The organism is Streptomyces sp. NPDC032472 (genome assembly GCF_040636955.1).
GTDB lineage: Bacteria > Actinomycetota > Actinomycetes > Streptomycetales > Streptomycetaceae > Streptomyces.
The window spans coordinates 160,045-182,220 of the sequence record NZ_JBEZVK010000008.1 but is presented as its reverse complement, the minus strand read 5'-3'; the positions used below and the strand labels follow the sequence as shown (position 1 = coordinate 182,220).

At 72.8% G+C, this 22,176-nt stretch carries 15 protein-coding genes; 8 read left to right on the top strand and 7 right to left on the bottom strand.

From position 1 onward, the window contains the following. Positions 1 to 60: 60 nt before the first annotated feature. Positions 61 to 885 carry an aquaporin gene (locus AB0F11_RS07775; RefSeq protein ID WP_362169484.1) on the bottom strand — a complete coding sequence of 275 codons (825 nt, stop codon included), beginning with the start codon at positions 883 to 885 and terminating at the stop codon, positions 61 to 63. Positions 886 to 1,027: 142 nt separating this feature from the next. Here AB0F11_RS07775 and AB0F11_RS07770 point away from each other — a divergent pair, with 142 nt between their 5' ends. From AB0F11_RS07770 to AB0F11_RS07760, 3 genes are all read left to right on the top strand, one after another. Then, a complete protein-coding gene (locus tag AB0F11_RS07770) occupies positions 1,028 to 1,567 on the top strand; it encodes an RNA 2'-phosphotransferase (protein ID WP_362169481.1) in 540 nt (179 codons plus the stop codon). Between the two features lie 125 nt (positions 1,568 to 1,692). Beyond that, the gene (locus AB0F11_RS07765; RefSeq protein ID WP_362169479.1) at positions 1,693 to 3,609 is read left to right on the top strand and encodes an HSP90 family protein; all 1,917 of its coding nucleotides are present in this window, start codon (positions 1,693 to 1,695) and stop codon (positions 3,607 to 3,609) included. Next, positions 3,606 to 6,614 (top strand): tetratricopeptide repeat protein, encoded by a 3,009-nt coding sequence (locus AB0F11_RS07760; protein WP_362169477.1) that lies wholly within the window; start codon positions 3,606 to 3,608, stop codon positions 6,612 to 6,614. The genes AB0F11_RS07765 and AB0F11_RS07760 overlap by 4 nt, the downstream gene beginning before the upstream one ends. 55 nt (positions 6,615 to 6,669) lie before the next feature. Here the strand turns inward: AB0F11_RS07760 and AB0F11_RS07755 are convergent, their stop codons facing one another. Continuing rightward, a complete protein-coding gene (locus AB0F11_RS07755) occupies positions 6,670 to 7,575 on the bottom strand; it encodes an LLM class flavin-dependent oxidoreductase (RefSeq protein WP_362169476.1) in 906 nt (301 codons plus the stop codon). A 119-nt stretch (positions 7,576 to 7,694) separates the two neighbouring features. On the opposite strand from AB0F11_RS07755, the gene AB0F11_RS07750 reads away from it, so the two are divergent. Next, positions 7,695 to 8,627 (top strand): Cof-type HAD-IIB family hydrolase, encoded by a 933-nt coding sequence (locus AB0F11_RS07750; RefSeq protein WP_362169474.1) that lies wholly within the window; start codon positions 7,695 to 7,697, stop codon positions 8,625 to 8,627. Here AB0F11_RS07750 and AB0F11_RS07745 read toward each other — a convergent pair. The 4 genes from AB0F11_RS07745 to AB0F11_RS07730 are packed head-to-tail and all read right to left on the bottom strand — an operon-like array spanning position 8,624 to position 16,538. Then, positions 8,624 to 10,375: a GAF domain-containing protein gene (locus AB0F11_RS07745; protein WP_362169472.1), complete on the bottom strand. Its 1,752-nt coding sequence runs from the start codon at positions 10,373 to 10,375 to the stop codon at positions 8,624 to 8,626. The two genes, AB0F11_RS07750 and AB0F11_RS07745, sit on opposite strands and share 4 nt — an antisense overlap. A gap of 24 nt (positions 10,376 to 10,399) precedes the next feature. Beyond that, a complete protein-coding gene (gene cydD / locus AB0F11_RS07740; protein WP_362169470.1) occupies positions 10,400 to 13,963 on the bottom strand; it encodes a thiol reductant ABC exporter subunit CydD in 3,564 nt (1,187 codons plus the stop codon). Between the two features lie 52 nt (positions 13,964 to 14,015). Next, the gene (gene cydB, locus AB0F11_RS07735) at positions 14,016 to 15,017 is read right to left on the bottom strand and encodes a cytochrome d ubiquinol oxidase subunit II (protein ID WP_362169468.1); all 1,002 of its coding nucleotides are present in this window, start codon (positions 15,015 to 15,017) and stop codon (positions 14,016 to 14,018) included. Positions 15,018 to 15,035: 18 nt separating this feature from the next. Continuing rightward, positions 15,036 to 16,538, bottom strand: coding sequence for a cytochrome ubiquinol oxidase subunit I (locus AB0F11_RS07730; RefSeq protein WP_361903736.1), 1,503 nt, complete (start codon positions 16,536 to 16,538; stop codon positions 15,036 to 15,038). 183 nt (positions 16,539 to 16,721) lie between these two features. Here AB0F11_RS07730 and AB0F11_RS07725 point away from each other — a divergent pair, with 183 nt between their 5' ends. Further along, positions 16,722 to 17,090: a cyclophilin-like fold protein gene (locus AB0F11_RS07725; protein ID WP_362169466.1), complete on the top strand. Its 369-nt coding sequence runs from the start codon at positions 16,722 to 16,724 to the stop codon at positions 17,088 to 17,090. Between the two features lie 57 nt (positions 17,091 to 17,147). Here the strand turns inward: AB0F11_RS07725 and hisC are convergent, their stop codons facing one another. Next, positions 17,148 to 18,236, bottom strand: coding sequence for a histidinol-phosphate transaminase (gene hisC / locus AB0F11_RS07720; protein ID WP_362169464.1), 1,089 nt, complete (start codon positions 18,234 to 18,236; stop codon positions 17,148 to 17,150). A 361-nt stretch (positions 18,237 to 18,597) separates the two neighbouring features. On the opposite strand from hisC, the gene AB0F11_RS07715 reads away from it, so the two are divergent. The 3 genes from AB0F11_RS07715 (at position 18,598) to AB0F11_RS07705 (ending at position 22,173) form a co-directional block, all read left to right on the top strand. Beyond that, a complete protein-coding gene (locus AB0F11_RS07715; RefSeq protein ID WP_361903745.1) occupies positions 18,598 to 19,713 on the top strand; it encodes a LacI family DNA-binding transcriptional regulator in 1,116 nt (371 codons plus the stop codon). 231 nt (positions 19,714 to 19,944) lie between these two features. After that, positions 19,945 to 21,162, top strand: a complete 1,218-nt coding sequence (locus AB0F11_RS07710; RefSeq protein ID WP_362169462.1) for a metallophosphoesterase — start codon at positions 19,945 to 19,947, stop codon at positions 21,160 to 21,162. A 156-nt stretch (positions 21,163 to 21,318) separates the two neighbouring features. Beyond that, complete coding sequence (locus tag AB0F11_RS07705; protein ID WP_362169460.1) at positions 21,319 to 22,173, top strand: hypothetical protein; 855 nt, start codon at positions 21,319 to 21,321, stop codon at positions 22,171 to 22,173. The last annotated feature ends 3 nt before the right edge of the window (positions 22,174 to 22,176 follow it).

The following is a 22,176-nucleotide window of genomic DNA, read 5'->3' as shown; positions in this document are numbered from 1 at the left end:
AAACCCACCCAACCGGCTGTGGACAAGCCGGGGATTCCTGTGGGCAACCCGGTGGGCGTCTCAGCTGGCGGTCTCATACGTGGGGCTGTCGCCGCTGGCGTGATCCACGGTGCTGATGGGCTGCGGGTCGATCGCAGTCCTCCGCCTGCCCCGACCGATGCGGCGGCTCATGCGGCGGCCGGCGCTGCGACCGGTGCCCCGGCCGGCGCCGCCGTAGAGGAGCGCGGCGAGGGCCAGGCCGAGAGCGCCACCGACGAGCTGCGCCGCAACGAAGCCGGGCAGCGACTGCGGGGCGATCCCGGTGAAGGAGTCGCTGAAGGCGCGCCCGATGGTGCCGGCCGGGTTCGCGAACGAGCCCGACGAGGTGAACCAGATCGCGCACGCGATGTACGCGGCCACGGCGGCCGGGATCAGCTTGGCCCGCCCGATGCGCTCCAGACCCTGGATGACGAGGACGAGCCCGGCGGTCGCGACGACCTCCCCGAGCAGCAGGTGGCTGCCGCCGCGGACCTGGGTGGAGAAGGCACCGGGGGTGTGGCCGAACATCACCTCGGCCAGGACCGCCCCGCCGATGGCCCCCGCGGTCTGGGCCACGGTGTAGACGAGCGCCTCACGGCCCGCGAGCCCGTCACCGCCGCGCCGGCGGGCCCACCAGGAGGTGAGCGTGACCACCGGGTTCAGGTGGGCCCCGGACAGCGGCCCGAACAGGGTGATGATCAGCCCGAGGCCCACGGCCGAGGCGAGCGAGTTCGCGACGAGGGCGACACCGGTGTCGCGGCTGAGTCCGGCGGCCTGGATCCCGGAGCCGATCACCACCATGAGGAGGCCGGCGGTGCCGACGAGCTCGGCACCCGCACGGCGTGGCAGGGAAGCACGGTTTGTCATGGGTTCTCCCCCTGGTAGACGTTTTATGGAAAATGTATTCCGCATCTTGAAAGAGAGATAGAGTGCGATCCGCCAGTCCGCGGCCACCCGAGACGGCCGAAAATCCCTGCGGCGCTCCCGTGCGACCCGGCAAGCTGGCGTCATGGACGAAAGACGCACCGTGAAGGTGTCCAAATACGTCTCGAAACACCTGCGCCACCAGCCCGAACGCATCGGACTGTCGCTCGACCCCCAGGGCTGGGTGGAGATCGACGACCTCCTGCGCGCCGCTGCCGACCACCGCTTCCCCATCAGCCGCGCCGAGCTCGACCACGTCGTCGCCTCCAACGACAAGCAGCGCTTCGCCGTCGAGGGCACCCGCATCCGCGCGAACCAGGGCCACACCGTCCCGGTGGACCTGGATCTTCCGGAGGCCGAGCCGCCCGCGTACCTCTACCACGGCACGGTCGCGAGGGCGCTCGACGCGATCCGCGCCGAGGGCCTGCGCCCCATGGCCCGCCACCACGTCCACCTGTCCCCCGACCGGGAGACCGCGACCCGCGTCGGAGCCCGGCGCGGCCGGCCGGTCGTGCTCGTCGTGGACGCCGCCGCCATGCGTGCGGCCGGACACGTGTTCCGGCTCAGCGCCAACGGGGTGTGGCTGGTGGACGCCGTGCCTCCGCAATTCCTGCGCCGGCCCTGACCCTGCCGGAATTTCCGCGGAGATTGTCGTATCGGCCCCCTAATCTGTTCCTCACTCCGGGATCCGTGAGGGGGGGTACCTCGCGATCGCCGAACCATTCACGCACGTACGCGAGGTGACACTCCATGACGTCCGCATCCACGTCGGCCTCCGGCGCCGAGTCCGGGTCCGAATCCGAGTCGGTCTCCCACTCCGGCTCCGCATCCACCGGGGAATCCTCGGCCAGCAACTTCCAAGTGGACCTGCGCGGTCTGGTCGACCTGCTCTCCCACCACCTCTACTCCAGCCCGCGCGTCTACGTCCGCGAGCTCCTGCAGAACGCGGTGGACGCGGTCACCGCCCGCCACGCCCTCGACCCCGAGGCGCAGATCCGCATCCGCCTGTCGGCGACCGCCGGCCGCGTCACCATCGAGGACAGCGGCATCGGCCTGACCGCCGCCGAGGCCCACTCCCTGCTCGCCACCATCGGCCGCAGCTCCAAGCGCGGCGGCGAGCACGGCCTGGAGACCACCCGCCGCGAGTTCCTCGGCCAGTTCGGCATCGGTCTGCTCGCCTGCTTCGTCGTGGCCCGCCAGATCCGCGTGGTCACCCGCTCCGCCCGCGACCCGCAGGCCGCCCCCGTCGAATGGCTCGCCACCGACGACGGCTCCTACACCGTCCGCGAACTGCCCGACGACGCCCGCCAGGAGCCCGGCACCACCGTCATCCTCGACGCCCGCCCGGGCGCCGAGGAGTGGATGGTCCCGGCCAAGGTCGAGCAGCTGGCCCGCGACTACGGCTCCCTCCTCCCGTACGACATCACCTTCGACGACGGCGAGGGCGGCGAGCCGCGCCCGGTCACCGACCGGCCCGCCGCGTGGGACCGCCCCTTCCCCACCCCGGCCGCGCGCCGCGTCGCCCTCGCCGGGCACTGCGCGCAGCTCTTCGGCTTCACCCCCCTCGACACCATCGACCTCGACCTGCCCGTCGCCGGCGTGCGCGGCGTCGCGTACGTCCTGCCCGAGCCGACCAGCCCCGCCCACCGGGCCGGGCACCGCGTCCACCTCAAGGGCATGCTGCTGACCGACCGGGCCGACAGCCTGCTGCCGGACTGGGCGTTCTTCGTCCGCGCCGTCATCGACACGGACACGCTGCGCCCCACCGCCTCCCGCGAGAACCTGTACGACGACGAGACCCTGGCCGCCGTACGCGAGGCCCTCGGCGGGCGGGTGCGCGCCTGGCTGGCCGAGCTCGCGGCGAGCGAACCGGAGCGGCTGGCCGCGTTCCTGAGCGTCCACCACCTCGGCGTGAAGTCGCTGGCCCGGCACGACACCGAGCTGCTCGGCCTGATGCTGCCATGGCTGCCCTTCGAGACCAGCGACGGTTCGATGAGCCTCCAGGAGTTCACGGCGGCGCACACCGAGATCCACTTCACCCGTACCGTCGAGGAGTTCCGCCAGATCGCCCCGATCGCGGCGGCGCACGGGCTCGGCGTCATCAACGCCGGATACACCTACGACGCGGACCTGCTCGCCCTGCTGCCGGCCGTCCGGCCGGACCTGAAGGTCACGGAGCTCGATGCAGGCGCCGTCACCGAGCGGCTCGACCCGGTCGCGACTGCGGCCGAACTGGCCCTCGCGTCCTTCCTGTCCACCGCCCGGACCCGCCTGGAGCCGCAGGGCTGCGACGTGGTGCTGCGCGCCTTCCAGCCCGTCTCCGTCCCCGCCCTCTACCTGGACGACCGCCAGGCCCGCCAGGAGCGCGACCGGACCGCCGCCCTGGACAGCGCCGACTCGCTGTGGACCGGCATCCTCGGCGCCCTGCGCGGCTCCGCGCCGCGGGCCCGGCTGGTGCTCAACCACAACAACCCGCTGATCCGCCGCATCGCGGCCCTGCCCGACGAGGCCCTGACCGGGACAGCCGTCGAATCGCTGTACGGGCAGGCGCTGCTGATGTCCCAGCGGCCGCTGCGCCCGGCCGACTCCACCCTGCTCAACCGGGCCTTCCTCGGGCTCCTGGAATGGGCGACCCACTCCACCGACGCCCGGGAGGGCCAGCAGTGACGATGATGACCCGCGAGGAGATCGACCGGAGGCTGGAGGAGAACCGGCAGGCGCCCAACGGAGCCGCCCGCAACGCCCACGCCGAGGCCCTGGTCGGCGCGGCGGAGGCCAGCGGGGACGCCGCCCTGTTCCGCAGGGCGCTGGACAACCTGATCACGGCGTACCTCTACAGCGCCGAGTCCTCGAAGATGCTGGTGCCCTTTGCCCGGCTGCTGCAGGAGTACGACAAGGACCCCGGCTCCTTCTCCCACTGGGACGCGCACTCGCTGTTCTGGCAGTTCAAGTGGGTGGGCACGGCCATCGGCGACTCCCCGGAGATCCCTCTGGAGTCCGCCGTCGGCTGGCTGGAGGAGATGGAGCGCCGCTACCGGCTCGCCGGCTACAGCGAGCGTCCGGTGCGCGAGGCCGAGATGTGGCTCGCGCACGCGACCGGCGACGACGAGCGGGCCGACCGGGCCCTGGGCGCCTGGCTGGCCGCCGAACGCGACGACATGAGCGACTGCCACGCCTGCGAGCTCAACAGCCAGGGCCAGTACGCCGTGCTGCGCGGCGACGACGCCCGCGCGATGGAGCACTGGCAGCCCGTCCTGGCGGGCGAGCGGACCTGCGCCGAGGAACCCCACCGGGTGCTGGCCACCTCGCTGCTGCCGCTGCTGCGGCTCGGCCGTCTCGACGAGGCGCGCTCCCACCACCTGCGCGGCTACCGTCTGGCCCGGGGCAACGAGAGCCTGCTGCCGTCGGTCGGCAAGCACATCGAGTTCTGCGCGCTCAGCGGCAACGAGTCGCGCGGCCTGGAGATCCTCGCCGAACACGCCGCCCATGTGGGCCCCCTCCCCAACGTCGACGACCGGATGGCCTTCCACGGCGGCATCCTCGTGCTGCTGCGCCGGCTGAAGGAGCTCGGGCACGGCGACAGCCCGGCCGTCGCGTACGAGGGCACGCCGCGGACGGTCTCCGAGTTGTACGACGTGCTGTACACGGGCTCGCTCGACATCGCCCGCCGGTTCGACGCGCGCAACGGCACCACCCGCGTCTCGGACCGCTTCCTCGCGCGGATCGGACGCGAGCCGCTGGCCGACGTGCTGCCGCTGGGGGTGCGCAGCGCGCCGCTGCCCGCGCAGGGCGCCGCTGCCGGACGGGCCGCGGGGGTGCCCGTACCGACCGCGGCTTCGGCTGCGGCACCGTCCGGCGCCCGGGGCGAGGGGCCGGGCTTCGCCGACCTGGTGGAGCGGGCGCGCCGGGCCCGCGACACGGGGCACCCGGCCGCGGACGGGCTCTGGGCGGAGGTGGCCGTACGCGCGGCCGCCCTTCCGGAGGGCGAGGTGGACCCGCTGCTCGCGGCCGATGTCGCCGACAGCCGGGCGCTGGCGGCCGCGCGCGGCGGGGCCGCGGATGCGGCCGAGCTGCTGGAGGCCGTCCGCGACGGCTACCGGGCCCTCGGGCGGGCCGAGCGGGCTGCGCTGGCGGAGCTGCGGCTGGCGAGCGCGGCCGCGCAGGCCGGGGCCGCGCCGGAGCGGATCCGGGAGCTTCTGGCGGTGGCCGTACGGGCTGCGGAGGCACTGGACGCCGGGGAGCCGCTGCGCGAGCGGCGGATCGCCCTGGCCGAACTGGCGTCGATGCGGGTGGAGTCGTACCTGCGCTCGCTGGAAGGCGGCGAAGGCCACGGGGACGGGGACGGGGACGGCGCGGACCACGAGCACGGCCACAGCGGGCTGGCGGCCGGGCTGACCGCCTTCGTCGCCGCGCGCGCCGAGGCGCTGCCCGACCTGGCCGCGGAAGCCGAGGAGATGCTCGGCCGCATCGCCCTGTCGCAGGGCGACCCCGAGCAGGCCGTCGAGCTGCTGGCCGCCGGCGCGCGGCGCGCAGTGGCGGCCGGCCGGCCCTGGCAGGCGGTGGAGCCCCTCGCCCTGCGGGCCGGTGTGCTGATGCAGCTGGGGCGGCCCGAGGAGGCCGAGGAAGCGGCGCGCGCCGGAGTGGAGCACGCCGACGAGGTCACCGACGCCGAGACGCAGGGCGCCGTACGGCTCACCCTTGCGGACATCCTGCTGAACCGGCCCGACGCGGCGGAGGAGGCGGCCGAGCACGCACTGACGGCAGCACACTGGTTCGACCTGGCCGGCTTGACGGCCGACGGCGGGGCGCAGGCACGGCTGGTCCTGGCCCGGGCGTACGCGCGGGCGGGCCGCACCGCCGATGCGGCGGAGGTGCTCCAGTCGACGCTGCCCGACCTGCTGGAGCACGGTGAGGGACAGGCCGTGGCCGCCCGGGAGTTCCTCGGCGACCTGCTGCGGCAGCTGAACGAACCGCGGGCGGCGGCGGAGCAGTTCCTGCTGGCGGCGGAGGTGGCCAAGGGCTGGGAGGACGCCCGGCCGCAGGCCGGCCTCGCGCACTCGGCGGCGGACCAGCTCTCCGAGGCCCGGCTCGACGAGGAGGCGGCCGCCGCCTTCGAACGGGCGCTGGAGCTGTACCGGGCGACGGGCGGTGCACCGGTCGCCGAGGTGCGGATCCTTCGCTCCCTGGCCTGGCTGGGTCTGCGCGGGGAGATCACCGACGTGCAGGTGGCACAGGCGCGGTCCCGGATGGCCGAGGCGGCCGCGGTGCTCGACGCCGCACTGGCCGCCGATCCGCAGGCTCCCGCGCTGCGCTACGAGCTCGCCCAGACCTGGCACCAGCTCGCCCAGGTGCTCGACCGGCGGGTGACCTCGTCCGAGGAGAGCGACGACGCGGAGGAGGCGCAGGCGGAGGAGGCGCTGTTGGAGGCGCTGCGCCTGGAGGAGATCGAGCTGGTGGAGCGGGCCGCCGCACTCTATGCCGAGCTGGGACCCGACCACCTGGGCGGCCGGCTGGAGTGCGTGCAGTTCGCCGCGTGGACCGAGCAGGAGCTGGGCCGCGACGAGGCCGGGGCGGCCCGGATGACGGCGCTGATCGAGGAGCTGCGGGCCCAGGGCGCCCCGACGGCCATGGTGGAGCGCGCGGAGTACACGCTCGGGCACCTGACCTCCTGAGGCACCCCGTGCGCGCCGGTGCCCCGGCCGCCTCGGCGGCCGGGGCACCGGCGCGTCAGCCCGCCAGCTGGGCCAGGCCCTCGGTGGCGATCTTCTCGAAGACGCCCTGGTCCGCGGCGAAGTCCGAGTCCGGGATCGGGGCGTGGATCACCAGCTCGGTGAAGCCGAGCTCCTGGTGGCGGCCTGCGAAGTCGACGAACGCGTCCACGGAGTCCAGCAGGGAGTTGCGCTCCGGGGTGAAGCCGGTCAGGAGGACCTTCTCCACCGACTCCGGGACCCGCCCGATCTCCGCACACGCCTTTCCCAGGCGGGTCAGCTGGCCGCGCAGGGCCTCGAGCGACTGCTCGGGGGTGCCCTCCTCGTACAGCTTCGGGTCACCGGTGGTCACCCAGGCCTGGCCGTGCGCCGCGGCCAGCTTCAGCCCGCGGGGGCCGGTCGCGGCGACCGCGAACGGCAGGCGGGGCCGCTGGACGCAGCCGGGGATGTTGCGGGCCTCGTCGGCGGCGTAGAACGTGCCGCGGGTACTCACCGCGGGCTCGGTCAGCAGCCGGTCCAACAACGGCAGGAACTCGGCGAAGCGGTCGGCGCGCTCACGCGGGGCCCAGGGGTCCTGTCCCAGTACGGTCGCGTCGAAGCCGTTGGTGCCGGCCCCGATGCCGAGGGTGATGCGCCCCCCGGAGATGTCGTCCAGCGTCATGAGCTCCTTGGCCAGGGTCACCGGGTGCCGGAAGTTCGGCGAGGTGACGAGGGTGCCGAGCCGCATCCCCTCGGTGGCCGCGGCCGCCGCGGTCAGGGTGGGAATCGCGCCAAACCACGGGAGGTCCCTGAACGCGCGCCAGGACAGGTGGTCGTAGCTGTAGGCCGTGTGGAACCCGAGCTCCTCGGCCCGCACCCACTGGTCACGGCCGCCCTCGCGCCATGGACGTACCGGGAGAATCACAGTGCTCAGACGCAAACTCATGTGTCGAGCCTACGGCCCCTGCCGATGTTTCACGTGAAACCTCGGCCCGCCCCGTTTCACGTGAAACATCGCCAACGGGCACCTCGGGCGACCAGGTCCGGCACCGGCGCGCCCTGGCCATGGGCGAAGATGGATCCGTGACCTCGGCTCCCCAGCGCCCGGACGGGCAAACCCCCACGCCCCGGCTCATCGCCACCGACCTCGACGGCACCCTGCTGCGCGACGACAAATCCGTCTCGCTGCGCACGGTCGCCGCCCTCGCCGCCGCCGAGGAGGCCGGGATCGAGGTCTTCTTCGTCACCGGCCGACCGGCCCGCTGGATGGACGTGGTCAGCGACCACGTCCACGGCCACGGCCTGGCGATCTGCGCGAACGGTGCGGCGGTCGTCGACCTCCATGCGGGCCGCGAGTTCGTCCAGGTCCGGGCCCTGCCCCGGGCCACCGCACTGACGGTCGTGGACACGCTGCGCGCCGCCGCCCCCGGCACGTCCTTCGCGGTCGAGATGACCACGGGCATCAACTACGAGCCGCTGTACCCGCCGTTCTTCCAGGACCCGGGTGCGCACGTCGCCACCGCGGAGCAGCTGCTGAAGGAAGCCGCAGGCGACAGCGCGGACACGGAAGAGGCCGCCGCCCCCGTCCTGAAGCTGCTGGCGCACCACTCCGAGCTGGCCCCCGACGAGTTCCTGGCACTGGCCCGCAAGGTTGCGGGCGGCTACGCGTCGATCACCCGCTCCAGCCCGACGGCCCTGCTGGAGATCAGCGAGCTGGGCGTGTCCAAGGCCAGCACGCTCGCGCTGTGCTGCGCGGAGCGCGGCATCTCCCCTGACGAGGTGGTCGCCTTCGGCGACATGCCGAACGACGTGGAGATGCTCCGCTGGGCCGGCACCTCGTACGCGATGGGCAACGCCCACCCGGATGTGATCGCGGCCGCGTCCGGCCGGACGGTCGCCAACAACGAGGACGGGGTCGCCATCGTCATCGAGCAGATCCTCGCGGACCGGACAGCGGCACAGAGCCGGCAGAGGCAGCAGGAGCCCGAGAAGCTTTAGGGCTGCAGCGGAGCCTGCCACACGAGGCTGGTCCCGCCGCCGTTCTCCCCGATGCCGGGGCCGTACGTACTGGTACCACCCAGCGACTCGGCCCGGCGGCGCAGGTTCCGCAGTCCGCTGCGGCGCCCGCCCTCGGTGATGCCCACTCCGTCGTCGGCCACCTCCAAGCGCACCCCGCGCCGGCCGTCCGGCAGGGTGGCGGTGCAGTCGAGGACCACCTCGATCCGCGAGGCATCCGCATGCCGGAATGCGTTGGAGAGGGCCTCGCGCAGCGCGGCGATCAGGTTCTTGCCCACGAGTTCGCCGACCACCGTGTCGATGGGGCCGAGGAAGCGGTGTGAGGGCTTGAAGCCCAGCGGGACGGCCGCCATGTTGATCTCCCGCAGCACCCGGGTGCGCAGCCCCGAGGGAGCCTCCGCCGGTCCCTGCTGGAGCGCGAAGATCGCGGTGCGGATCTCCTGGATCGTCACGTCCAGCTCGTCCACGGCCTTGCCGACGCCGTCGCGGACCTCGGGGACCATGGACCGCCGCGCCGCGCCTTCCAGCATCATCCCGGTGGCGAACAGCCGCTGGATGACCAGGTCGTGGAGGTCCCGGGCGATCCGGTCGCGGTCCTCGAACACGGCGAGTCGCTCCCGGTCGCGCTGGGCCTCGGCCATCATCAGCGCGAGGGCCGCCTGCGAGGCAAACTGCGTGGCCAGCGTCCGCTCGGCCTCGCTGAACGGGCGCCCGCCCCGGCCCCGGGGGGTGACCAGCGCGCCCAGCACCCGCCCGCCGCTGTGCAGGGGCAGCATCATGCAGGGCCCGTACCGGCTGGTCAGCCTGCTGACCGTGCGGGGGTCGGAGGCGGCGTCGTCGACGAAGACCGGCTCGCCCTCCAGCAGCTTCGCCACCACGGGGCTCTCGGCCGGGATCACCACCCCGAGCGAGGTGGCCGGGTCGTCGGCGGAGACGGCGACGATCTCCATCCCGCCCTCCTCGGCGGGCAGCATCACGATGCCGGCCGAGGAGTCGGCCAGACGCCGGGCCTGTTCCGCCACCACGGCGAGCGCATCGTCGGCGTCCCCGCCCGACAGCAGGGCGGTGGTGACGGCGACCGAGCCGTCGATCCACCGCTCGCGCTGCGTCGCGGCCTCATACAGCCGGGCGTTGCCGATGGCGATGCCCGCCTCGGTGGCCAGGACCCGGACCATGTGGACGTCGTAGTCGTTGAACTCGCCGCCGCCGTTCTTCTCGGCGAGGTACAGGTTGCCGAAGATCTCCCCCTGGACCCGGATCGGTACGCCGAGGAAGGTCTTCATCGGAGGGTGGTGCGGCGGGAAGCCGGCCGAGCGCGGATCCTTCGTCAGATCGGCCAGCCGTACGGTGCCCGCGTGCGAGATCAGCGCACCGAGCAGGCCGCGCTTGCCGTCCGGGCGGTGCCCGATCCTGCGGGCCACCTCGGAGCCGATGCCGAAGGTCACGAAGTCCGAGAGCCCGCGGCCCTCGGTGTCCACGACGCCGATCGCCGCGTACCGGGCCTCCGCGAGCTCGGCGGCGGTCTCGCAGATCCGGTCGAGCGTGGAGTGCAGTTCGAGGCCGGTGCCGACGGAGCGCATGGCCTCCAGCAGTTGCGGAACCCGGGCGGTGAGCTCGGTGGACAGTCCGTGCAGACTCCGCGTGGCGTGGGTGGCGGCCTCCATCGGATCCGGCGTCCCCGAGGCCGGATCCCGCGCCTCCGGCGGTTCCTGCGACTGCTGCAGCGACATGCCCTTGAGCCTAGTTAGTCCTATTTACCGGGGAAAGTCGGCCAGTGCCCCGTGCCGCAGCCCGTCCGCCGCACGCTCCCGGTCCAGGAGCCTGCGCAGCGGCCCCTCCTCGGCGGCCAGCTCCGCGTACGACCCGCGCTGGACGACCGCTCCGGCGTCCAGAACCAGGACCTCGTCGACGGCGTCCAGGCCGGCCAGCCGGTGCGTGATCAGCACCGTGGCGCGGCCCTCGGTGGCGGCCAGCAGATCCGCCGTCAGCGCGTCGGCGGTCGCCAGGTCGAGGTGTTCGGCCGGCTCGTCCAGGACGAGGACGGGGAAGTCGGCGAGCAGTGCGCGGGCCAGGGCCAGTCGCTGGCGCTGGCCGCCGGAGATCCGCTCGCCGTGTTCGCCGACGAGGGTGTCGAGCCCGTCCGGGAGGCCGTCGGCCCAGTCCAGCAGCCGGGCCGCGGCCAAGGCCCGGCGCAGCTCCTCCTCGCCCGCCCCGGGGCGTGCCAGGCGCAGGTTCTCCCGGATGGAACTGTCGAAGATGTGGGCGTCATGCGCGCAGAGGCCGACGATCCGGCGGACGTCGTCGCTGTCGAGCGTGCGCGCGTCGGTCCCGCCGAGGGTGTACGCGCCGTCGCCCGGGTCCAGGAACCGCAGCAGCACCTGGGCCAGGGTGGTCTTGCCCGCGCCCGAGGCTCCGACGACCGCGATGCGCCGTCCGGGCTCGAGGGTCAGGTCCAACCCGCGCAGGGCGTGGCGCTCCTGCCCGGGGTGGCGGGCGCTGAGCCCCGCCAGGCGCAGCGGGAACGGCGAGGCGGGCACCGGTGCGGCCCGCTCCGGCTCGGCGACCGGGGCCGGGGCGTCGATGACCTCGTACACCCGCTCGGCGCTGCGGCGCACCCGCCGGCGGAACAGGACGGCCTGCGACAGTCCGGACACCGCCTCGAAGGCGGCCAGCGGCGTCAGTACGGCCACCGCCATGGCCACCCCCGACAGCCGGCCGTCCTGCACGGCGCCGGCGGCGAAGAACGCGGCGGCCACCACGGTCAGCCCGGAGACGAGGGCGGTCAGTCCGCCGCCGAGCCCGGTGGCCGCGGCGCTGCGCGCGGCGATGGTGGTCAGGGTGTGGTCGCTGTCCCTCGCGGCCTCCTTGCGGCGCGCCAGCGCCCCGGCGACGGTGAGCTCGGCCGTCCCGGTGAGCAGGTCGGCCACCCGGGTGGCGAGCTCCCCCCGGGCGGGCGCCAGCCGGCGTTCGGCACGCCGGGCGCAGGCCCCGCTGACCGCGGGCACCGCGACTCCGGCGGCAAGCAGGCCGACGGCGAGAGCGGCCCCGGCCTCGGGCAGCAGCCAGGCGGTGAACGCGACCGATCCGGTGCCGACGAGGACCGCGGTGCCCACCGGCAGCAGCCAGCGCAGCCAGTAGTCCTGAAGGGCGTCGGCGTCAGCCACCAGCCGGGCCAGCAGATCCCCGCGCCGCTGGGCGCGCAGCCCGCCGGGCGCGATGCGCTCAAGCCGCCGGAATACGGAGACCCGCAGGTCGGCGAGCATCCGCAGGACGGCGTCGTGCGACACGAGGCGCTCGGCGTACCGGAACACGGCCCGCCCGAGACCGAACGTGCGGGTGGCCGTGACGGCCACCATCAGGTAGAGCACGGGGGGCTGCTGGGAGGCCCGCGAGATCAACCAGCCGGAGACCGCCATCAGTCCGACGCTGCACCCGACCGCCAGCGACCCGAGCAGCAGTCCGAGCCGGAACCGCCCCTGCCAGGCCTTCGCCACGGCCCGGACCCGCCGCAGCGGGTCCCGCCCGGCCGCACCGTAAGGCTCCACCTTTGCACGGGTGGGCGGCGCGACCGCCGCAGGCTCCCGGACCGAGGCGGCGTCCGCCGTGCCGGCTGCGCGCGCGGAGACGGGCCGGGCACGGTCCACGGGGGCGGCCTCCGCCTCCTCCGCGGTGATCGCGACCACCCGGTCCGCGACGGCGAGGAGCGCCGGCCGGTGGACGACCAGTAGGACGGTGCGGCCCACCGCGAGGCGGCGTACGGCCTCCACCACCGCGGCCTCGGTCTCCCCGTCCAGCGCGGCCGTCGGCTCGTCCAGCAGGAGCACCGGCCGGTCCGCGAGGAACGCCCGGGCCAGGGCGATCCGCTGGCGCTGACCGGCGGACAGTCCGGCCCCGCCCTCGCCGAGCATCGTCTCGGTGCCGAGCGGCAGCGCAGAGACGAACTCCCGTGCGCCGGCCGCCTCCAGGGCCCGGGCCACGGCTGCGTCGGAGGCCTGCGGCCGGGCGAGCCGCACGTTCTCCGCGAGGGTCCCCGCGAACAGGTGCGGCCGCTGCGGCACCCACGCGATCTGCCCCCGCCACTGCTCCGGCGCCAGTTCGGCCAGGTCCGTGCCCCCGACCCGCACTCGTCCCGAGGTCGGTGCGACGAACCCCAGCAGCACCTGGAGCAGGGTGGACTTCCCCGCCCCGCTGGGCCCCGTCAGGGCCACGCACTCGCCGGGCCCGACCGTGAACGAGACGGGTCCGGGCGAGTCCGCGCCCCGCCCGGGGTGGCGTACGGCGACCCCGTCGACCTCGATCCGCGGGCCGTCGGGACCGGCCTCGGGCAACGCGGTGCCCGCCCCCGGCGCGGCGGCCGGCGTACCGAGCACCTCGAAGATCTCGTCCGCGGCAGCCAGCCCCTCGGCGGCCGCGTGGTACTGGGCCCCTACCTGGCGCAGCGGCAGGTACGCCTCGGGCGCCAGGATCAGGATGACCAGCCCGGTGTACAGGTCGAGGTCGCCGTGGACCAGCCGCATGCCGATGGTGACGGCCACCAGGGCCACCGAGAGCGTGGCCAGCAGCTCCAGTGCGAACGAGGACAGGAAGGCGATGCGCAGGGTCCGCATGGTCGCCCGCCGGTAGTCGTCGGTGATCCGGCGGATCGACTCGGCCTGGGCCTTGGCCCGACCGAACACCTTCAGCGTCGGCAGGCCGGCCACCACGTCGAGGAAGTGGCCCGACAGCCGGGACAGCAGCCGCCACTGGCGGTCCATCCGGGACTGGGTGGCCATGCCGATCAGCACCATGAACAGGGGGATCAGCGGCAGGGTCACCACGATGATGGCCGCCGACACCCAGTCCTCGGTGACGATCCGGGCGAGGACCGCCACCGGGACGGCCACGGCCAGGCCCAGCTGCGGCAGATAGCGGGAGAAGTAGTCGTCGAGGGCGTCCACGCCCCGGGTGGCCAGCGCCACGAGGGAACCGGTCCGCTGCCCGCTCAGCCAGCCCGGTCCCAGATCGGCCGCCCGGTCCAGCAGTTGTCCCCGCAGCTGCGACTTGACCGCCGCGGCGGCCCGGTGCGCTGCCAGCTCGGTGAGCCAGCCGAGCAGCCCGCGCCCGACCGCCACGGCGGCGAGCAGCAGCAGCGGCGTGCGCAGCGCCCCGCCGTCCAGGCCCTTCTCGAAGGCCCCGACGACGATCTCGGCGAGCAGCATCGCCTGGCCGATGACCAGCCCCGCCCCGGCACATCCCAGGGCCACCACGGCCGCCAGGAACAGGCGGGTGGAGCGGGCGTACCGAAGCAGGCGCGGGTCGATCGGTTTCACGTGAAACATCCCCCAGGGCAGGGTCGGTCAGGCGAGGCGGGACACTCGGCAGAGCCGGGTCTCAGTGCGCGTCGGCGATGTGCTGCGTGCCGATCCGCTTGCGGAACACCCAGTACGTCCAGCCCTGGTAGAGCAGCACCAGCGGGGTGGCCACGGCCGCCAACCAGGTCATGATCTTCAGGGTGTACGGGCTGGACGAGGCGTTGGTGACCGTGAGGCTCAAGGCGTCGTCCAGCGAGGAGGGCATGACGTTCGGGAAGAGCGTCAGGAACAGCATCGCGACGGCCGCCGCGATGGTGGTCCCGGAGAGCGCGAACGACCAGCCCTCCCGGCCCGCGAGGTTGGCGCCCAGCGCTCCGGCCAGCGCCAGCACGGCGACGATCAGGGCGATCAGGCTCCAGCCGTCACCGCGCTCGAGCTGGGTCCACCCCAGGAAGACCACCGCGAGCGCCGCGGTGACCGCGCCCAGCCGGGTCGCCAGGGCGCGGGAGCGGTCCCGGATCTCGCCCACCGTCTTGAGCGAGGTGAACACCGCGCCGTGGAAGGTGAACAGGGTGAGGGTGACCAGGCCGCCGAGGAGTGCGTACACGTTGAGCAGGTCGAAGAGGCTGCCGACGTACTCCTTGTTCTGGTCGATCTTCACGCCGCGCGCGATGTTGGCGAAGGCCACGCCCCACAGGAAGGCGGGGATCAGCGAGGCCCAGAAGATCGCGTGCTCCCAGTTGGTCTGCCACCTGTCCTCGTCCCGCTTGTGCCGGTACTCGAAGGCGACGCCGCGGACGATCAGGCAGACCAGGATGACGAGCAGCGGCAGGTAGAAGCCGGAGAACAGGGTGGCGTACCAGTCGGGGAACGCGGCGAAGGTCGCACCGCCGGCCGTGAGCAGCCAGACCTCGTTGCCGTCCCAGACGGGCCCGATCGTGTTGATCAGGACCCGCTTCTCGGCGCGGTCGCGCGCGAGCAGCTTGGTCAGGACACCGACCCCGAAGTCGAAGCCCTCCAGGAAGAAGTAGCCGGTCCACAGGACGGCGATGAGCACGAACCAGACGTCGTGGAGTTGCATGGTGGGGTCCCCTCAGCCTCAGTACGAGAAGGCCATCGGCCGGTCGGAGGTGCCGTCTCCGCCGATCCTGGTCGGCGGGTTGAGGTCGGCCTCGGTGAGCTCGGGCGGGCCGGCCTTGACGTACTTGACCAGGAGCTTGACCTCGATGACGGCCAGTACGGCGTACAGGGCGGTGAAGACGAGCATCGAGGTGAGGACCTCCCCCTGGGAGACTCCCGGCGAGACGGCGTCGCGCGTGCGCAGGACTCCGTAGACGACCCACGGCTGGCGGCCCATCTCGGTGAAGATCCAGCCCCAGGAGTTGGCGATCAGGGGGAAGCCGAGCATCCAGACGGCGGCGAGCCAGTACCACCGGGTCAGCCGGGCGCCGAGCGGCTGCCGGAAGAGCACCAGGTGCGGCACCTCGTCCTCACCGGTCCGCAGGGCCGGCGGGAGCATGAACCTCTTGCGGGTCAGCCACAGCCCGGCCGCGCCGAGGGCGACGGAGGCCATGCCGAAGCCGATCATCCAGCGGAAGCCCCAGTAGGCGACGGGGATGTTGGGCCGGTAGTCGCCGGGCCCGAACTTCTCCTGCTCGGCCTTGTTGACGTCGTTGATGCCGGGGACGAAGGAGTCGAAGTCGTCGTTGGCGAGGAAGGACAGCAGGCCCGGGATCTCGATGGCGACCCGGTTGTGGCCCTTGTCGACGTCCCCGTACGCGAAGACGGAGAACGGGGCGGGTGCCTCGCCGTCCCACAGCGCCTCGGCCGCGGCCATCTTCATCGGCTGCTGCTTGAACATGACCTTGCCGAGGAAGTCGCCACTGAGCGCGGTGAGCATGCCGGCGATGACGACGGTGACCAGGCCCAGCCGCAGCGAGCTGCGCATCACCGGGACGTGCCTCTTGCGGGCGAGGTGGTAGGCGGCGATGCCGACCATGAACGCGCCGCCGGTGAGGAAGGCGGCGGACAGGGTGTGGAAGGCCTGGGTGACGGTGGTGTTCTGGCTGAGCACCGCCCAGAAATCGGTCAGTTCGGCGCGGCCCGTTTCCTTGTTGATCCGGTAGCCGACCGGGTGCTGCATCCAGGAGTTGGCCGCGAGGATGAAGTACGCGGACAGGACGGTGCCGATCGAGACCATCCATATGCAGGCCAGGTGGATCTTCTTCGGAAGCTTGTCCCAGCCGAAGATCCACAGACCGATGAAGGTGGACTCGAAGAAGAACGCGATCAGGGCCTCGAAGGCCAGCGGGGCACCGAAGATGTCGCCGACGAAGCGCGAGTAGTCGGACCAGTTCATGCCGAACTGGAACTCCTGGACGATGCCGGTGACGACACCCATCGCGATGTTGATCAGGAAGAGCTTGCCCCAGAACTTGGTGGCCTTGAGGTACTTCTCCTTCTCGGTCCGCACCCAGGCCGTCTGCAGGCCGGCGGTGAGCGCGGCGAGCGAGATCGTCAGGGGGACGAAGAGGAAGTGGTAGACGGTGGTGATGCCGAACTGCCATCGCGCCAGAGTCTCCGGCGCCAGAGCCAGGTCCACGTCGTCTCTCCTTACGTCGCCGTGGGCGGCACTCCGCATGCCCGAACCGGCGTGAACCGGGAGGAGGCACGCGCTTGTGAACGCGTTCACATTCACAAGCATTATGTCGCACAGGCATCCGGCGCTTTCATCCGGGGGGTACAAGCACTGGCCAAGGAATTCAACATATTGTTGAATTCAGGCATGAAGATTCGAATCTCCTGGCCCGCAGGCCAGCTCACGGCCACGCTCGACGACACCCCGACGGCCAAGGCGCTCACCGCCGCGCTCCCCATCCACGCCTCCGCGAACACCTGGGGCGAGGAGGTCTACTTCGACACCGGCATCTCCGTCGCGCTGGAGCACGACGCCCGCCAGGTCGTCGAGCCCGGCACGGTCGCCTTCTGGACCGAGGGCGACGCGCTCGCACTCCCCTACGGTCCGACGCCCATCTCCCGCGGGGGCGAGAGCCGCCTGGCGAGCCCGTGCAACGTGCTCGGCTCGTTCGACGGCGACCCCCGCCTGCTGGCCACCGTCCGCGACGGCGACCCGGTCCGGGTCGAGCTGGCCTAGCCGGCCCGGGATCCCCCCGAGCCGGCGCTGCACCGGCCGCGTCCGCCGCAGCCGGCGCTACATCTCCTTGAAGAACGCCTCCGCCGTGTGCAGGAAGAGGTCGTTCGCCTCGGTCTCACCGATCGTGACCCGCAGGCCCTCGCCCGGGAAGGGCCGGACCACCACACCGGCCTTCTCGCAGGCCGCCGCGAACTCGGCGGTCCGCTCGCCGAGCCGCATCCACACGAAGTTCGCCTGCGTCGGCGGCACGACCGTCCAGCCCTGGCCCAGCAGCGTCTCGTACACCCGGGTGCGCTCCGCGACCAGCGATCCGACCCGGCCCATCAGCTCGTCCTCGGCGCGCAGCGAGGCGACCGCCGCGTCCTGGGCCAGCTGGCTGACACCGAAGGGCACCGCCGTCTTGCGCAGCGCCGCGGCCACCGGCTCGTGTGCCACTGCGAAGCCGACGCGCAGGCCGGCCAGGCCGTACGCCTTGGAGAAGGTGCGCAGCACGCAAACGTTCGGGCGGTTGCGGTACAGCTCGATGCCGTCCGGCACTTCCACGTCGCGGACGAACTCGCGGTACGCCTCGTCGATCACCACGAGGATGTCCGAGGGCACACGGTCGAGGAACCGCTCCAGCTCGGCGCGGTGCACCGCCGTGCTGGTGGGGTTGTTCGGGTTGCAGACGAAGATCAGGCGGGTCCGCTCGGTGATCGCGTCGTACATCGCGTCGAGGTCGTGCACGTCGCCCTCGGCCAGCGGGACCTGCACGGAGGTCGCACCCGCAATCTGCGTGATGATCGGGTAGGCCTCGAAGGACCGCCAGGCGTAGATGACCTCGTCGCCCGGGCCGGCCGTGGACTGCACCAGCTGCTGGGCCACGCCCACCGAGCCCGTGCCCGTGGCGATGTGCTCGGCCGGGATGCCGAAGCGCTCCGCGAGCTCGTTCACCAGGCCCGTGCAGGCCAGGTCCGGGTAGCGGTTGAACGCGTGGGCGGCCGTGACCGCGCTCTCCAGCACGCCGGGCAGCGGCGGGTAGGGGTTCTCGTTCGAGGACAGCTTGTACGCGACCGGACCGCCGCCGGCGGCAGCGGCGGGCTTCCCCGGCTTGTAGACGGGAATGCCGTCCAGCTCGGCGCGCAGCTTCGGGCTCTTCTCGCTCACCGCAGGTCCTCCTCGACCATCCCGTCCGACGTCGCCGTCGACTCAATACTGCTCACCATATGAGGATTCCGCGCTTCCGAAAATGGCGGCGCCAGGATTGCGGGGGAGCGCACGCATATATGCGTGCGCCGGTGGCCTGCGCCGTGGCGCGCATCCCTCGTACAGGTGAGTTGAGACCGCACCGAGACCATCCCCGTTTGGCATGCCCGTACCCGCCGACAAAGGCCCCGGTCACTCTCAGCTCCCAAATCCCTTTGTTTCCAAGGTCATTGGGGGTGGCGAACCATGCAGAATCGTGCCTGTCAACGCGTGCATATGCACCCGGACCACCCGCCCCCCCGAGCCCTACTATCGGCTCGCCATGACAGCAGCAGGGAAGCATCAGGTGAGCCGGACCGAGACCACCCGGCGGGCCGCCGGCCGACAGGGCCGGGCAGGCATCAGGGACGTGGCCGCCGCAGCGGGCGTCTCGATCACGACCGTCTCCGACGCGCTCAATGGCAAGGGGCGGCTGCCGGACGCCACCCGCCGCCATGTGCGCGAGGTCGCCGACCGGCTGGGCTACCGCCCCTCCGCCGCCGCCCGCACCCTCCGTACCGGAAAGTCGGGCCTCATCGGCCTGACCGTGACCACGTACGGGGATGAACCTTTCACCTTCACCGAATTCGCGTACTTCGCGGAGATGGCCAGAGCCGCCACCTCCGCCGCGCTCGCCCGCGGGTACGCCCTCGTCATCCTCCCCGCCACCTCCCGGCACGACGTGTGGTCCAACGTGGCCCTCGACGGCACCGTCGTGATCGATCCCTCCGACCACGATCCCGTCGTCACCGAGCTGGTCCGCCAGGGCCTGCCGGTGGTCTCCGACGGGCGCCCCGCCGGCTCCCTGCCCGTCACCGCCTGGGTCGACAACGACCACGAGGCGGCCGTGCTCAACCTCCTCGACCATCTCGCGGCCGCCGGCGCCCGCCGCATCGGGCTGCTGACCGGCACGACCACCGACACGTACACGCGCCTGTCGACCACCGCCTACCTCAACTGGTGCAAGCGCGTCGGCCAGGACCCCGTCTACGAGTCCTACCCCGCCCACGACCCGTGCGCGGGCGCCGTCGCCGCCGACCGCCTGCTCGCCCGACCCGACCGCCCCGACGCCGTCTACGGACTCTTCGACCCCAACGGCACCGACCTGCTCGCCGCCGCCCGACGCTACGGACTGCGCGTCCCGGAGGACCTGCTGCTCGTGTGCTGCAGCGAATCCACCGTGTACGCCAACACCGAGCCGCCGATCACCACGCTCTCCCTCAAGCCGCGCCGCATCGGCACCGCCGTGGTGCAGCTGCTCATCGACGCCATCGAGGGGGTCGACACCGGGCGGCCCGTCGAACAGGTCGTCCCGACCGAGCTGATCGTCCGTACGTCCTCGCAGCGCAGGCGGCCCCGGACGACGGTCAGCCCGCCCCGGTCACCGGCCCAGGACTGACCGCCACAGCGCCGTACCGGCGGGGTCGACGGCCCCGCCGAGGATTTCAGCAACGCCAATTTCGGGCGAAAGCGGCAGGAACGATCGGTTCCGCACAGGATTCACCACCCCTGGTGCGTCACACAGCGCGAGCCGCATTCCTATGATGGGCGCACGACATCACGGATCCTCCACCCTGGAGGCCAGGAGGGTCCGCAGGTGTACGGCAGCGCGACGGTGGTGGAGGGGTCGATGACTCAGGGGGCCGGTCAGGGACCCGCGATGCGGACGGAGACGCTGCGGGACTTCCGGGTGCCGGTCACCGAACCCCATCCGTACGGCCCCGCGCCCGCACCGCAGCCCGAGGACGCCCCTGTGTACGGCGAGTACCCGGCGTACTACGGCGAACCGCCCGCGCCGGCCCACGCCCCGGGCCAAGCCCCCGTGCCGCCGCCCCCGCCGGCGCCCGTGCCGCCCATGCCCGCGTCCGCGCCGGCCCCCGTGCCCGCCCCGGCCACGGCCCTGCCCGCGGAGGAGGACCTCGGCGGCTACACCCCGACCCACCGCGACCTGCCGGTCATCGGCCGCGGCGGACCGGGCGACACCGTCCAGGTCCAGTACGTCCCCCCGGAGTCCCCGACCGGGCCCGGCCCGCTCTACGTCGTCGGCGACGTCCACGGCTACCTGGACGAGCTCGTCGCCGAGCTCCAGGCCCAGGGGCTCATCGACGCCGACCGGCGCTGGTCCGCCGGCAACGCCCGCCTCTGGTTCCTCGGCGACTTCACCGACCGCGGCCCCGACGGCATCGGCGTCATCGACCTCGTGATGCGCCTGTCCGCCGAGGCCGCCGCCGCCGGCGGCTACTGCAAGGCGCTCATGGGCAACCACGAGCTGCTGCTCATCGGCGCCAAGCGGTTCGGCGACACCCCCGTCGCCTCGGGCGCCGGCACCGCGACCTTCCAGGCCGCCTGGCTCCTCAACGGCGGCCAGCGCACCGACATGGAGCGCCTGGAGGACGTCCACCTGCAGTGGATGTCCCGGCTGGACGCGGCCGTGCTGGAGGACGGGCACCTGCTGCTGCACTCCGACACCACCGCGTACCTCGACTACGGCGACTCCGTCGAGGACGTCAACGACACCATCCACGAGCTGCTCAACCGCAACGACGCCGACATCACCTGGGACCTTTTCCGCAAGTTCACCAAGCGGTTCGCCTTCCGCGACGAGGAGACCGGCCCGCAGGCGGTGCGCGAGCTCCTCGACACGTACGGCGGCAGCCGCGTCGTGCACGGCCACAGCCCCATCCCGTACCTGCTCGGCGAGGTGGGCACCGAGGACGGCGAGAGCGGGCATGGACCGGAGACGGTCCACGGACCGCACGTCTACGCGGCCGGCCTCGCCATCGCGATGGACGGCGGGGTCACCATGGCCGGCAAGCTGCTCGTCCAGCAACTCCCGCTGAGCGACTGAGGCTTGCAGGCTTGTCACGTGCGGGGCAATTCACGAAAGCCCCTGTCACGGCGCGGCATGAGCGCTCTACCATCGCTCTATCCGTAGCAGGCTCTCCTCCGTTTGTGCCGGTGCCCGGTCTACGCGGGCCAACCGGCTCCCACGGAGCATCGGGGGATGCACATGAACAGCGCTCCGCACCTGCTGACCGAAGACCGGCCGGAGTTCGATCGGCTCCTCGACGAGGCGCTGCGCACCGCACACGAACGGCCCGAGCTCGCCGGGATCGGGATCCGCCTGAACGCCGAGCAACTGCGCACCATGGCCGTCGGGGCCATCGCCCTGCTGACCGCCGCCGCAGCGGCCGAGTACGACCACTTCGTGAAGGTACGGGGCGAGCGGCGCGAGGAGCTGCGCTCGGCCCCGAGTGCAGCGGCCGGACACCGGGGCGCCGGACAGGAGGACGGGGAGGGCGACGGCGCGGGCATCAGCGCGATGGTCGCGGTCCTCGCGCCGGTCCTGGCGGCGGCCGCCATGCTGATCTTCCTGCTGCTGGGCTACACACTGAAGGCGGTCGATCCCGAACCCTCGTTCGCCGACACGATGCTGACGGCGGGTTGGCTCTTCGGTGCGCTCACCGTGGTGACCCTGCTGTTCGCGGCGGTCGGGCTGCTGGTGACGGCCGTCCGCAACCGTGCGACCGAGGTCGTGGCCGGGGACGGGGACGCGGCCGAAGCGGTGCCCGACGAGGTCGCGATGGCCCGCGAGGCCTGGCGGCGGTCGTTGCTGGAGCGGGGCATCCTGCCGTTCCTGCGGGACGCGCTCGCCGACCCCGGCGCGGGGCCGGAGCCGGTGCCCGGGCCTGCGCTTTCGGGACCCCGCACGCCGAAGGCCGGGCGCATCCCCAACCTCGGATACTCCCGGCCCGACTTCACCAGTCCCGGCTCGCCCTCACAGGGGACCCGGCCCGGCTACACGCCGCCGGACTTCACGAGCCCGGACTTCGGCGGCCCGCTTCGCGAGCCGGAGTGACCT

What these genes read in the sequence shown, in the direction of transcription:
- AB0F11_RS07725 (WP_362169466.1), top strand. Translation starts at nt 16,722, where the DNA reads ATGAAGATTCGAATCTCCTGGCCCGCAGGCCAGCTCACGGCCACGCTC.
- AB0F11_RS07770 (WP_362169481.1), top strand. Translation starts at nt 1,028, where the DNA reads ATGGACGAAAGACGCACCGTGAAGGTGTCCAAATACGTCTCGAAACAC.
- AB0F11_RS07750 (WP_362169474.1), top strand. Translation starts at nt 7,695, where the DNA reads ATGGGCGAAGATGGATCCGTGACCTCGGCTCCCCAGCGCCCGGACGGG.
- AB0F11_RS07715 (WP_361903745.1), top strand. Translation starts at nt 18,598, where the DNA reads ATGACAGCAGCAGGGAAGCATCAGGTGAGCCGGACCGAGACCACCCGG.
- AB0F11_RS07765 (WP_362169479.1), top strand. Translation starts at nt 1,693, where the DNA reads ATGACGTCCGCATCCACGTCGGCCTCCGGCGCCGAGTCCGGGTCCGAA.
- AB0F11_RS07755 (WP_362169476.1), bottom strand. Translation starts at nt 7,575, where the DNA reads ATGAGTTTGCGTCTGAGCACTGTGATTCTCCCGGTACGTCCATGGCGC.
- cydB (WP_362169468.1), bottom strand. Translation starts at nt 15,017, where the DNA reads ATGCAACTCCACGACGTCTGGTTCGTGCTCATCGCCGTCCTGTGGACC.
- AB0F11_RS07705 (WP_362169460.1), top strand. Translation starts at nt 21,319, where the DNA reads ATGCACATGAACAGCGCTCCGCACCTGCTGACCGAAGACCGGCCGGAG.
- AB0F11_RS07710 (WP_362169462.1), top strand. Translation starts at nt 19,945, where the DNA reads ATGACTCAGGGGGCCGGTCAGGGACCCGCGATGCGGACGGAGACGCTG.
- AB0F11_RS07775 (WP_362169484.1), bottom strand. Translation starts at nt 885, where the DNA reads ATGACAAACCGTGCTTCCCTGCCACGCCGTGCGGGTGCCGAGCTCGTC.
- cydD (WP_362169470.1), bottom strand. Translation starts at nt 13,963, where the DNA reads ATGTTTCACGTGAAACCGATCGACCCGCGCCTGCTTCGGTACGCCCGC.
- AB0F11_RS07745 (WP_362169472.1), bottom strand. Translation starts at nt 10,375, where the DNA reads ATGTCGCTGCAGCAGTCGCAGGAACCGCCGGAGGCGCGGGATCCGGCC.